The organism is Actinokineospora sp. UTMC 2448 (assembly GCF_024760565.1).
GTDB lineage: Bacteria > Actinomycetota > Actinomycetes > Mycobacteriales > Pseudonocardiaceae > Actinokineospora > Actinokineospora fastidiosa.
On the sequence record NZ_CP031087.1, the window covers coordinates 3,311,729 to 3,324,319 of the forward strand.

General features: G+C 70.9%; 7 protein-coding genes. 4 read left to right on the forward strand and 3 right to left on the reverse strand.

The window, feature by feature from the left end; genetic code table 11:
• Positions 1-288: 288 nt before the first annotated feature.
• Entirely contained in the window at positions 289-750 is a 462-nt protein-coding gene (locus Actkin_RS15195; RefSeq protein WP_258907704.1) for an HNH endonuclease, read from the forward strand.
• On the opposite strand, the gene Actkin_RS15200 is transcribed toward Actkin_RS15195, so the two are convergent.
• Positions 736-1,101 carry an Hsp15 family ribosome-associated heat shock protein gene (locus Actkin_RS15200; RefSeq protein ID WP_258907705.1) on the reverse strand — a complete coding sequence of 122 codons (366 nt, stop codon included), beginning with the start codon at positions 1,099-1,101 and terminating at the stop codon, positions 736-738. The two genes, Actkin_RS15195 and Actkin_RS15200, sit on opposite strands and share 15 nt — an antisense overlap.
• Positions 1,102-2,415: 1,314 nt before the next feature.
• On the opposite strand from Actkin_RS15200, the gene Actkin_RS15205 reads away from it, so the two are divergent.
• The 3 genes from Actkin_RS15205 to Actkin_RS15215 are packed head-to-tail and all read left to right on the forward strand — an operon-like array spanning position 2,416 to position 9,737.
• On the forward strand, positions 2,416-3,399 hold the full coding sequence (locus Actkin_RS15205; RefSeq protein ID WP_229787825.1) for a multicopper oxidase domain-containing protein: 984 nt from the start codon (positions 2,416-2,418) through the stop codon (positions 3,397-3,399).
• A gap of 28 nt (positions 3,400-3,427) precedes the next feature.
• Positions 3,428-7,333: a ThuA domain-containing protein gene (locus Actkin_RS15210; protein ID WP_258907706.1), complete on the forward strand. Its 3,906-nt coding sequence runs from the start codon at positions 3,428-3,430 to the stop codon at positions 7,331-7,333.
• 52 nt (positions 7,334-7,385) lie between these two features.
• Positions 7,386-9,737: an OmpL47-type beta-barrel domain-containing protein gene (locus tag Actkin_RS15215; protein WP_258907707.1), complete on the forward strand. Its 2,352-nt coding sequence runs from the start codon at positions 7,386-7,388 to the stop codon at positions 9,735-9,737.
• A gap of 1,106 nt (positions 9,738-10,843) precedes the next feature.
• Here the strand turns inward: Actkin_RS15215 and Actkin_RS15220 are convergent.
• Both Actkin_RS15220 and Actkin_RS15225 read right to left on the reverse strand, forming a co-directional pair.
• Positions 10,844-11,758, reverse strand: a complete 915-nt coding sequence (locus Actkin_RS15220) for an anti-sigma factor RsbA family regulatory protein (RefSeq protein ID WP_189214364.1) — start codon at positions 11,756-11,758, stop codon at positions 10,844-10,846.
• Positions 11,755-12,588, reverse strand: coding sequence for an MEDS domain-containing protein (locus Actkin_RS15225; protein ID WP_189214365.1), 834 nt, complete (start codon positions 12,586-12,588; stop codon positions 11,755-11,757). Before Actkin_RS15225 ends, Actkin_RS15220 begins: the two co-directional genes overlap by 4 nt.
• Positions 12,589-12,591: the final 3 nt, after the last annotated feature.

Genomic DNA, 12,591 nt, shown 5'->3' on the forward strand with positions numbered 1-12,591 from the left:
ATCCCCCGCCCCGTCCTGTGCAGCGTGATCAACCTCTAAATGCTAAACACTCTAAAAATGTAACTCCCTCCGCGTGGGAATTAAGTTAACAGTATTCCGCCCGCCGTGAGCGCTGCCTGCTGGAAACACTCCAACAGCCGCCACCGATGACCTGACCGACAATCGCGACCAGCGAAGGCGGCACCGGATGACCGCCGACCCGACCACACCGCCCCGCGACCCGCCATCGCCATCCGGCATCCCGACTCCGCCCGCAAGGCGACCAACGGCGGCAGGCTCGACCGGGAGGTGCTGGCCGAGTTCCTGGACCGGCCCGACGAGATGCGCGCCGCGGCCCAGCGGATCCGGGAAGGTGTGCGCGCCGGGGAGTTCGACGGCCTTCCGGACCTCGGCTCCGTCGAATCCGACGATGAGGGCGCGTTCGAGGGACGGCTGCTCCTGCTCAGGCACAAAGCCCGCGAGCGCGACCCGAAGCTGCGTCGTCGGAAGATCGAGAAGGTGCTCGCCGAGCACGGCAAGCTGGAGTGCGAGGTCTGCTCGTTCGACTTCGAGCGCACCTACGGCGACCGCGGGCACAGGTTCGCCGAGGTCCACCACGTGGTGCCGCTGCACGTGTCCAACGCGACCACGACCAGGCTCGCGGACCTGGCCGTCCTCTGTGCCAACTGCCACCGCATGATCCACCGCAAGCGGTGGATCAGCCCGGATGAGCTGCGCGCGCTGGTGCGGGCGCGGCTAGAGCTGTCCTGACCGGAACTTGTCGAGGATGCGCCGCTCCCGCTTGGTGGGCCTGCCCGCACCTCGATCGCGGCGGGCGACGGGGATGGCGGCTTCCGGCGGTGGGGCGGGGGTCCGGTCGATGAAGCAGGTCGCCGCGTCTGCGGCGCCGACGCGCTTCTGGATGACCCGCACGACCTCCACCACCCGCGTCACGTCGCCGACGCGGGCGCGGATCTCGTCGCCGGGGGAGACGGTGGTGGCGGGCTTGGCGGGGCGGTCGTTGACCCGCACGTGACCACCCCGACAGGCGGCCGCGGCGTCCGGGCGGGTCTTGGTCAGTCGGACCGCCCACAACCAGCGGTCCACGCGCGTGGATTCCACCGCACCATGATGCCAGCGGCGCCCGACACCGCCCGCCATCCAGCGCACCGCGGATGCAGGCCGTCACCACCCAGCGAACCACCGCCAAGCAGACGCCGCCGCTGAGCAGGCTGGCGCTGCCGAGTGGACCAGCCTGCGGAGTGGACCCGCTGCCGAGTAGACGCCGCTGCGGAGCGGGCCGCCGCTGCTCGGTCAGCTGGTGCCGAGTGGACTACCGCGAGCGAGTGGAGCGCCGCTACCGAGTGGCCCGGTGCCGAGTGGCCCGGTGCCGAGTGGGCCCGGTGCCGAGTGGCTCGGAGCCGAGTGGGCCCGGTGCCGAGTGGGTCCGCGCTGTGGAGCGGCCGCCGCTGCCGAGCGGGCCATCACCGCGCGGGTTACCGCCACTGGGCTGGGCCAGCGCGGGCCGGGCCGGTCCGGTGCCGAGCGGACTGGCGCCACCGTGCGAACCGCCGCCCGGGCGGATTGGCTCCGAGCGGACCGCCGCTGCCGTGCGGACCGTCGCTCGGGCGGGCCGAGGCCGAGCGGACGGCCGATGCCGAGTGGACCGGCGCTGCTGAACGGACCATTGCCCGAGCGGGCCAGCGCTGCCCAGGGACCGGCGCACCCGCCGCACCGCCACTGCCCAGCGGGCCGTCGCGTCAGTGCGCCGCCCCCATCGAACGCGGTCACGCCGCTCGCCACACGGCTGGCACCCAACGTCCTGGGCTGCCGGGGATGCGGCGCTGCCCGGCAAACCGCCGCTGCCCGGCGATCGCCCGTCAACCAGCCGTCGCCCCTCGCCGCACCGCAACGAGCGAATCGAGGCTTCGCCCCTCGTTCGGCGATGTCCGGATGCCGTGCAAGCCGCTCTGCCGGAATTCGCGACGGCCTGCGGCGGTATCCGCCGAATCGTCGCCTGCGAACCACCGCCCTCACCGCCCGCTGGCATCCAGCGATCCCCTTACCGGCCCACCACTCATCGCCACCACCGCTGGCCTGCCCGCCACCCTCCGCCACCACCCCCGCCGAGAACCGCTGATCAACTCGATGATCGAAGGGCGTTACTCCATTTGGACCTTCACTTTTGTTCGACACATGCATAAGTTCAGGTCGTCAGGTCGAAACGTCATCCTGTAGGTACCAAAGTCAGGCAATACCGACAGTGAGATACGGACCGTAGCGGCAAAAGGCCATGAGGCGGTGGCCTGAGGTCGCGCGGGTCCTGCACGGCCATGTTCGTCGCGCCCCTGCGCAGACGCGGCGGATCGGGCCGCCCCACCCCCTATCCCCACCCCGGGTTCCGGCATGCCGTGAAACGGGTGAACGGAGACCACTATGGACTTTCCAGGCCGGTCGGTGAGCCGCCGCTCGATGCTCGCCGGGGCCGCCGTCGGGGTCGTCGCGCCCGCGGCGCTCGCCAGTTCCGCCGCGGCGCAGCCGCCCCAGAAGGGCGCTGTCCGCAAGATCACCATGTACGCCGAGGCGCTGCCCGGCGGGCTGTACGGCTACGGCCTCGCGCCCGGCCAGGCGAGTGTGCCCGGACCGGTGTTGGAGATCTGGGAGGGCGACACCTTAGAGATCACCCTGGTCAACAACACCGACAAGCGCCTGTCGATCCACCCCCACGGCGTGGACTACAGCACCGAGTCCGACGGCAGCCCGCTCAACGACTCCTTCAACGACCCGGGCGAGACCCGCACCTACACCTGGCGCACCCGCCCCAACTTCAAGGCCCACGGCAACCTCTGGATGCCCGGCAGCGCCGGTTACTGGCACTACCACGACCACGCCATGGGCACCGACCACGGCACGGTGGGCCTCCAGAAAGGACTGTACGGCGCCCTCATCGTGCGCAGGCGCGGCGACCTGCTGCCCGACCGGCAGTTCACCTGCGTGTTCAACGACATGACGATCAACAACAAGGTAGCCCCGGACACCCCCATGTTCGAGGCCAACCACGGCGAGCGCGTCGAGTTCATCGCCATCGGGCACGGCAACCAGCCGCACACCTTCCACCTGCACGCCCACCGCTGGGCCGACAACCGCACCGGGATGCTGGAGGGCCCGAACGACCCGAGCCAGGTCATCGACAACAAGGACCTCAACCCCGGCGGCTCGTTCGGCTTCCAGGTGATCGCGGGCGAGGGCGTCGGCCCCGGCGCGTGGATGTACCACTGCCACGTCCAGTTCCACTCCGACGGCGGCATGGCGGGCGTGTTCCTCGTCCGCAACCGCGACGGCAGCATGCCGCCCGGCGCGCAGGAGGCGATCGACCGCTTCCGCCACCACCAGCACCACCCCCACTCCGCGCACAACTGAACCAGGCCGTCGACAAAGGAGTTGAGGCATGAGACCGCAGGTCCTCCTCGCCGCGACCGTGACGCTAGGCGCGACCCTGACGCCGCTCGCCGTCGCGGCCGAACCCGAGGCGTCCCCACCCGCGGGCGTCTCCGTGCTGGTCTTCCACGGACCGGCCGCCGAACAGAAAGACCCCGTGGAGAAGGCCGCCGCCGCCATCGCCCAGATCGGCGCTGCTAACGGCATCGGCGTCGACAGCGCGTCCGACCCCGCCGTCTTCACCGCCGCGAACCTCGACCGCTACCGCGGCGTCGTGTTCCTCTCCGCCGAGGGCGTGACCCTCGACCGCGGCCAGGAGGGCGCGCTGCGGGACTACATGGCCGACGGCGGCGGCTTCCTCGGCGTGTCCGACGCGGCCAAGGCCCAGGACGAGTCCGACTGGTTCACCGGCCTCATCGGCACCCGCCCGGTCGGCAGCCGCCCGACGCCGGAGACGGTCGCCAAGGTGACCGCCAGCGCGGAGAACCCGCCGCGGGAGACCAAGGACAAGCTGGTCGACGGCGACGAGAACACCAAGTGGCTGACCTTCGCCCGCACCGGCTGGGTCACCATGGAGCTGGCCGAGCCGACCGCCGTGGCCCGCTACTCGCTGACCTCGGCCAACGACTTCCCCGGCCGGGACCCCAAGGACTGGACGCTGAGCGGCTCCACCGACGGGCAGAACTGGACGGAGCTGGACAAGCGCACGGGGGAGGCGTTCTCCGACCGGTTCCAGACCCGCGAGTTCGAGCTCGCCAACACCACCGCGTACAAGTACTTCAAGCTCGACATCACCGCCAACCACGGTGAGCCGCTGATCCAGCTCGCCGACTTCCTGCTGTTCCGCAAGGACCCGGCGCCGACGCCCGAGCCCGAGGTGGCCGAGTCGGTGGTCAACCTCGTCGACCGGCAGCACCCGGCCAACCAGGGCATCCCGGTCAAGTGGACCCGCGCGGACCGCTGGCTGAACTGGGAGCCCAACCCGATCGGCACGGTGCACACCGTCGCGCAGGTCGAGGAGCGCCACTACGACCCGGGCCAGGGCGCCAACGGCGCGTTCCACCCGGTGTCCTGGTGCCGCGACTACGAGGGGGGCCGCTCCTTCTACACGGGCATGGGCCACACCGAGGCGGGCTACGGCGAGGAGAACTTCCGCAAGCACCTGCTCGGCGCCCTGCAGTGGACCACGGGCATCGTCCGGGCCGACTGCCAGGCGACCATCGCCGCGAACTACAAGGTCGAGCGGCTGACCGCGCAGAACAAGCAGGGCCAGCTCGACCAGATCGGCGAGCCGCACGGCATGGACATCGCGCCCGACGGCACCGTGTTCTACATCGGCAAGGCGGCCTGCCCCAGCGGCCCGATCGTGCCGTGGGAGAACCCGAAGGTCGGCCTGGGCTGCGGCACCATCCACACCTGGGACCCCGACACCAAGAAGGTCTCGCTGCTGACCACGCTCGAGGTGATGGGCAACCGCGGCAGCGGGTCCGAGCTGGTCAAGAACGAGGAGGGCCTGGTCGGCATCGCGCTCGACCCGGACTTCGCCGACAACGGCTGGGTCTACGTCTACTGGATGCCGCACGAGTCCATCGACCGCGACAAGCGGATCGGCAAGCGCACCATCTCCCGCTTCACCTACGCCGACGGGACGATCGACCAGGCGACCCGGGTGGACCTGCTGGAGTGGGACGCGCAGATCCACAGCTGCTGCCACGCGGGCGGCGGCATGGCCTTCGACAAGGACGGCAACCTCTACATCGGCTCCGGCGACAACAACTCGTCGCAGGGTTCCGAGGGGTACTCCGGCAACAACTGGACCGCCGAGTACAAGGGCGTGTCCTTCCAGGACGCGCGCCGCACCTCGGGCAACACCAACGACCTCAACGGCAAGATCCTGCGGATCCACCCCGAGGCCGACGGCAGCTACACCATCCCCGAGGGCAACCTGTTCCCCGAGTCCGCGGACCCGGGCGACAAGACCCGTCCCGAGATCTACGTGATGGGCGTGCGCAACATCGCCCGGCTCGACATCGACCCGGTGCACAACTGGCTGACCGCGGGCTGGGTCGGTCCGGACGCGTTCGCGCCCAGCCCCGAGCTCGGCCCGGCCAAGTACGAGACGGCGACCATCATCACCGAGTCGGGCAACCACGGTTGGCCGTACTGCATGGGCAACCGCCAGCCGTACCGGGACCGCAGCAACACCGACGCCAGCGTGCTCACCGGCTGGTACGACTGCAACAACCCGAAGAACAACTCGCCGCGCAACACCGGCCTGGTGGACCTGCCGCCGGTCAAGGACAACATGATCTGGTACTCGCCGGGCGGCGGCGGGCCGATCTTCCCCGACCGCGGTGACGGCATCCCGACCTACAAGGACGAGGACGCCATCTACACCCAGCCGTACCTGCGTGGCGGCGGCCAGGCCGTCATGTCCGGCCCGACCTACCAGCGCGAGCTGGTCGACACCGACAGCGGCGTCGCGTGGCCGGAGTACTGGGACGGGAAGTGGTTCATCGGCGACCAGTCGAACTCGGCCAACCGCATCGCGGTCACGGTCGACCCGAAGGGCGTCCCGACGCAGGCGCCGCCGCTGTTCGCCGAGACGCTGCGGCAGATCATCCCGGGCGGGCGGAGCGACACGTCGCTGCAGAGCTGGATGGACGCCAAGTTCGGTCCCGACGGCGCGCTCTACCTGCTCGACTACGCGGGCGGCTTCTTCAGCCTCGACTCCAACCAGAAGCTGATCCGGATCACCTACACCGGCGGCCCGGCCACCCCCGCGCCGACCGCGACCGCGGTCAACGTGCAGAACAAGCCGATGGACGTCCAGTTCACCGGCGAGCGCTCCGGCGGCCTGTCCTACCACTGGGACTTCGGCGACGGCACGACGTCGACCGAGCCCAACCCGCGCCACACCTATGCCCGCCTCGGCGAGTACACCGCGGTCCTGACCGTGAAGTACGCCGACGGCACCACGGGCACGGCGCGCGTGGAGGTGACGGTGGGCTGCGCGGTGCCGGACGACCGGGACACCGTGTGGCTGCGCGACAGCGACACCGGCCTGCCGAACAAGGACGTCGGCCACGGCTGCACGATCAACGACCTCATCGACGACGAGTCCGCCTGGGACAGCCACGGCGCGTTCGTCAGCCACGTCACCGAGGTCGCCAACGGGCTGAAGAAGGACGGCGTGATCACCGGGCGCGAGCACGGCGCGCTGACCAAGGCCGCCGCCAAGTCCGGGATCGGCAAGCCCGGCGACACCGGCTACGTGGCGATCTTCGACGGCACCTCGCTGGAGGGCTGGTCGATGGCCCCGTCCGGGGAGTTCCACATCCAGCCGGACGGCACCCTGCGCCCGACCGGCGGGCTCGGAATGCTCTGGTACGACGCGAAGCAGTTCGGGGACTTCTCGCTGAAGCTGCAGTTCCGCGACGTCGCCCCGGACCCGCACCGCGCCAACAGCGGGGTGTTCGTCCGGTTCCCCGACCCGCGCACACCGCTTGACCAGCGGCCCGAGGGCAGCTGCGGCACCTTCGGCTCGGCCAGGACGTCGCAGGCGTGGGTGGCCATCTACTGCGGCCACGAGATCCAGATCTACGACGGGACCTCCGGCGAGCCGCAGAAGACCGGGTCGGTCTACAACTTCGACCCGGTGGGCATGGAGCAGGCGGGCGCGACGCCCAAGGGCGAGTGGAACGACTACGAGATCCGGGTCGTCGGGCAGCGCTACACGATCATCCGCAACGGCGTGGTGATCAACGAGTTCGACAACACCCCGGGCAAGCAGTCGTCGCGGGCCGGTGACCCGCCCACGGACCTGCGGCAGTTCGCCGAGGGCTTCATCGGGCTGCAGAACCACGGCAACAACGACCTCATCGAGTTCCGCAACATCCGGGTGCGGCAGCTGTAGGCCGCGGTGGTGGGGGCGGGTCCGCCCGCCCCCACCCTGGTTGGGAGACACAATGCTTCGTCAGAGATCACTGATAGCCGCGCTCATCGCGGCGCTGGTCGCGCTCTGGGTCGTGCCCGCGTCGGCCCAGGCCGAGCAGGTGCTGACCTGGACCGCGGACAACGGCGTGACCAGCTACAAGTCCGCCCCGGCCACGGCGACCGCCGGACCGGCGACCATCGTCTTCGAGAACAGCCTGGCCACCGGCAACACGACCGGCATGCCGCACACCCTCACCTTCGACACCTCGACGCCGGGCTACAACCACGACGTCGCCCTGGACATCATCGCCAACCCGTTCGACGCCAGCGGCGGGCGGCACCAGGCGCAGGTGACGCTCAGCCCGGGCAAGTACCGCTACTTCTGCGCCATCCCCGGGCACGGGCAGATGGTCGGGGAACTCGTCGTCACCGACGGCGGTGGCGGCGACACCACCCCGCCCACGGTGACCGCGTCGGTCACCGGGGACCGCGACGCCGAGGGCAACTACCGGGGCGCCGCGACCGTGACCGTGTCCGCCGCGGATGAGGGCTCCGGGGTGGACACCATCGAGTACAACCTCGACGGCGGTCCGTTCACGGCTTACACCGAGCCGGTGCTCGTGAACACCGTGGGCTCGCACATGGTGCACTACCGGGCGACCGACGTCGCAGGCAACGTGTCGGCCGAGGGCATGGTCTCGTTCACGGTGGTGGAGGACGCGGACACCACCGCGCCGACCGTGTCGGCGACGGTCACCGGGAACCAGGACGCGGCCGGTGACTACGTGGGCAGCGCGACCGTGACGGTGTCCGCCGAGGACGCGGGCTCCGGGGTGGCGTCGGTCGAGTACGAGATCGACGACACCGGCTTCCGGCCCTACACCGGGCCGGTCACCGTCACCGCCGTCGGCGACCACGCCGTGCAGTACCGGGCCACCGACGCCGCGGGCAACGTGTCGGAGACCGGGTCCGTGGCGTTCACGGTGGTCGAGCCCGTCGAGGAGGACACGACCGCTCCTGCGGTCTCGGCCGCGGTGTCGGGCAACCAGGACGGCTCGGGCGCCTACATCGAGCGGGCGACCGTCACGGTGACGGCGTCGGACGAGCAGTCGGGCGTGGCGTCGGTGGAGTACGAGCTGGACGGCGGGGGCTGGGCGGCCTACACCGCTCCGGTGTCGGTCGCCGCTGTCGGCGAGCACACCGTGCGGTACCGGGCCACCGATGGCGCGGGCAACGTCTCGTCCATCGGGACGGTGACCTTCGCCGTCGTCGAGCCCGCGCCGGTGGACACGACGCCGCCGACGGTGTCGGCCGTGGTGTCGGGGGAGCGGAACGACACCGGCGCGTACGTGGGCAGTGCGCTGGTGACCGTGACCGCCGAGGACGTCGAGTCGGGCGTCGCGGGCGTGGAGTACAACCTCGACGGCGGGCCGTTCGTGGCGTACACCGAGCCGGTGCTGGTGAACGCGGTGGGCTCGCACATGGTGCACTTCCGCGCCACGGACAACGCGGGCAACACCTCCGGCGAGGGCATGGTGGCGTTCACCGTCGCCGCGCCGCCGGTCGAGGACACGACGCCGCCGGAGGTGTCGGCCGTGGTGTCGGGGGAACAGGACGCCTCCGGCGCGTACGTGGGCAGCGCTTCCGTCACCGTGACGGCGACGGATGCCGGGACGGGCGTGGACACCGTGGAGTACAACCTCGACGGCGGCCCGTTCGTGGCGTACAGCGGTCCGGTGGTCGTGAACGCGGTCGGGTCGCACATGGTGCACTTCCGGGCCACGGACCTGGCGGGCAACACCTCCGCCGAGGGCATGGTGGCGTTCACCGTCGTCGAACCCGCGGAGGAGGACACGACCGCGCCGACCGTGGCTGCCGTGGTGTCGGGCAACCAGGACGGCACGGGCGCCTACATCGACAGCGCGACGGTCACGATCACTGCCGAGGACACCCACTCGGGCGTGGCGACGATCGAGTACTCGACCGGCGGCGAGTGGGCGGCCTACACCGCCCCGCTCACCATCGGCGAGGCGGGCGAGCACACCGTCCGCTACCGCGCGACGGACGTCGCGGGCAACGTGTCGGAACCGGCGACGGTGACGTTCACGGTGGTCGACCCGGGCACGGACGACTGCGCCGACTCCGACACCCGCGCCACCGTCATCATCGACGGCGACGACACGGGTGTGGCCAATGTGGACACCGGTAACGGCTGCACGGTCAACGACCTGATCGCCGAAACCGCCACCTACGCCAACCACGGCGCCTTCGTCACCCACGTGGACCGGGTCACCGCCGCCTTGGTAGCTGACGGCGTCCTCACGAAGCAAGACCGCACCCGCATCGTCCGCGCGGCAGCAAGGTCCACCATCGGCAAGGCCTGACACCCCGACCTGAGCCGCCACAACCACAACTGAACGAACACCCCGCGGCGCCGTCGACGACCTCCCAGGTCCCGACGGCGCCGCTTCCCTGTTCACCCGACCTGCCCCGCGATCCGAGGCACCCCCTGTTCCTGTCCCTTGCGCTAAATTTATCTGTTTCACTATTTACTATCAAGATAGTATCTTGTTCGCCTGGGTGCGAGGGGGAGGAGGGACAGGAGAACACGCACCTAACAAAAACGCCAGGATGGGGTGAGGGGGCCGCCGACGCGCTGCCAAGATCCTCGCCGGAACGCGGTAGGGGACCGTCGGGCGCAGCCACCTCGGCGCCCGACCCTTGCTCGATCCCGCCATTGCTGGTGAAGGCCCCATCGGCAGAACGCGGTGAGGAACTGGCTGGCGCAAGCACCGCGGCGCTTGGCCGTTGTGTGATCGACGATTGGAGCGGGCGGGCCGGGTCGCCCTCGTGCTGGCCGCGCGTTCGGCGCGCATGGCCGCTCGTGATTCTCCCGCGCTGGGCGGACGCGCTGGCCTTGCAGCGTCGAAGTGAGGGGGGTCGGTGTTCTTCCTTGCAGGTCACGCGGGCGGCGAGTTGGCTGGCACCCCCGCCGGCTCGCTGCCGGACCGGAAACGCCAGCGCGGCGCCTGCCGGACCTCAGCAACGGTGGTTGCGTCGCTGCCTCTACGGCAGGCACGGCCGTCCAGGCGAGTTGCGTCCCGCGACCGCCGAGCCGCGGCGACACGGTGTGCCTTTCCCGGGCACGCCCGAGGCCGTACCTCCATCACCGCCCCCCGCCGACCCAGGGCACGTACTGGCCCGGCCCAACGCAGTCACCGACTTCGGCCCGACGCAGCCACGGACCCCGGCCCAACCGGCCACCGACTCCGGCCCAACGCAGCCACGGACCCCGGCCCAACCAGCCACCGGCCCCTACCCGGCGCAGCTACCGGGCCCGACCCGGCGCAGCCACCGGCCCGGCCCATGGCACTCACCGGACTCGGCCCAGCGCATTCACCGCTCGCGGCCGCAGGACATCCAGCCGCTCCGCCGAGGCAGGGCATCCGCCCGCCCGACCCAGGTCATCCACCAGCCCGCAGCGTGGGTGTTAGTCGAGTTTGCCGCCGCGGAGGCGGATGGTGAAGCCGTGCGGCGTGGTGATCAGGGCTACGTCGATGTCCAGTTGGTGGGTCAGCCAGAGGCCGAGGCCGCCCGCCTCCTTCACCACCGGCATGAGGCCCGCCAGGGGGTTCCGGGGGCCGGAGCCGGTGTCGGTCACGTGGACGACGACCCGGCCCGGGGTCGACCAGATGCGGATCGACGTCGGGGGTCGGCCGTGGATGATCGCGTTGGTCGCCGCCTCGGAGGCGCCGAAGACCAGGTCGTCGAGGATCTGGGCGGGGAGGTGGGGGCGGGCGGCCTGTTCGACGGCTCTGCGGGCCTGGACCGGGCTCGGGTTGGTGAGGTCGATGAGCGGGGGAGTGGACTCCAGCGGGTCCGCGGCGATGACCGGGGTCGGGTGCGCCTGCGTGTACCGGGCGTTCGCCTCGATCACCCCGGCGGGGGAGAGGAGCAGCGGGTGGGTCCGCTCGACGACCTCCCGGACGTACGGGCTGATCAGGGTGGCGTCGTAGAGGCAGGCGCTGAGGACGGGATAGGCGGACCAGACCGTGTTGACCGCCCACTCGTAGCGGTCCCAGCCCGCGAAGCGGCCGCCGTTGCCCTCATGGGGGACATCGCCCGCGATCCGGATCCGGGTCACGCCCCGCGCGAGGTGGTGCTCGAACAGGCGGCGGTAGTCGGCGATGGTCCTGGCCGGGGTGGAGTAGTGGCCGGGGCCGACGAAGACCACCGCGTCGGGCTCGGACAGCCAGGTGCGCAGCAGCGCGCTCTTGCGCTCGTCGTACCCGAGGACGACCGCCTCGCCCGCCGCCGTGCCCTCCTCGACGAACGGCACGATGAGCGCGCGGAACTCGGCGTCCGAGGCGTAGAACCCCGCTGTGTGGTGGTGCCCAGCCGTCATGCCTCGCCCACCGGGTCGACCCGCAGGTTGCGCAGGGTCATGATGTCCGACAGCCGCGCGGCGACCAGGCACGACGTCGACAGCACCGCCGTCGCCCCCACCTCGCCGAGCACGGCGTCGAGTCTGGCGAGGGCGCGGTGGTCGATGAAGACGAGCCCGCGCCCGTCGATGCGCAGGTCGCGGGCGGCGGACAAGGGCAGGGTGCGGCGCAGCGTGGTGGCGAACACCGCCACGCACGAGGCGTCCAACTCGCCGCTCAGGGCGAACTCCGATGGCCCATCGGCGTAGATTCGGAAGAGGCTGGACCCCGGATTGGTGAACGGATGCAGGCAGACCAGCTCGGTGGTCGCGGTCTTGTCCATCCGGCCGAGGTCGTAGCCGCACACGGTGGAGATCGGCAGGCTGCTCATCTTCTGGTCGATCAGGTACTCGAAGCGGGCGAACGCCGCGCGCTGCTCGGGGGTGAGTGCGGCGGCCGTGGCGTCCACGACCGCGCGCACCCCGGTGTAACCCGCGTCGACGGCGGTCTCGACCGCGCGCACCTGCTTGTCCACCGACGCCACCGGGTCGACCACGTCCCCGGCGAACTCGTAGAACTCCGCCACGGTCGCCACGCCGATGTCCGAGGTCGGGACCCCGGACAGGCTCACCAGCTCGTCGCGCAGCGTGTCGCCGTCGCCGACGAACTCGATCCACTGCCCCTCGGCGACGCCGTCGATGATGTACTCCCGCGCCCGCGCCAGGAAGTCGGCCCGGTCCCGGTAGGCCCAGCCGAGGTGGCCGAACGGCCGCAGCCCGGCGGCCGAGTCGACGACGCCGTGTGCGCGCATACC

Bases quoted from the DNA above. Each gene is read 5' to 3' on its own strand.
- Actkin_RS15225 (WP_189214365.1), bottom strand. From the start codon at position 12,588: ATGCGCGCACACGGCGTCGTCGACTCGGCCGCCGGGCTGCGGCCGTTC.
- Actkin_RS15215 (WP_258907707.1), top strand. From the start codon at position 7,386: ATGCTTCGTCAGAGATCACTGATAGCCGCGCTCATCGCGGCGCTGGTC.
- Actkin_RS15210 (WP_258907706.1), top strand. From the start codon at position 3,428: ATGAGACCGCAGGTCCTCCTCGCCGCGACCGTGACGCTAGGCGCGACC.
- Actkin_RS15220 (WP_189214364.1), bottom strand. From the start codon at position 11,758: ATGACGGCTGGGCACCACCACACAGCGGGGTTCTACGCCTCGGACGCC.
- Actkin_RS15205 (WP_229787825.1), top strand. From the start codon at position 2,416: ATGGACTTTCCAGGCCGGTCGGTGAGCCGCCGCTCGATGCTCGCCGGG.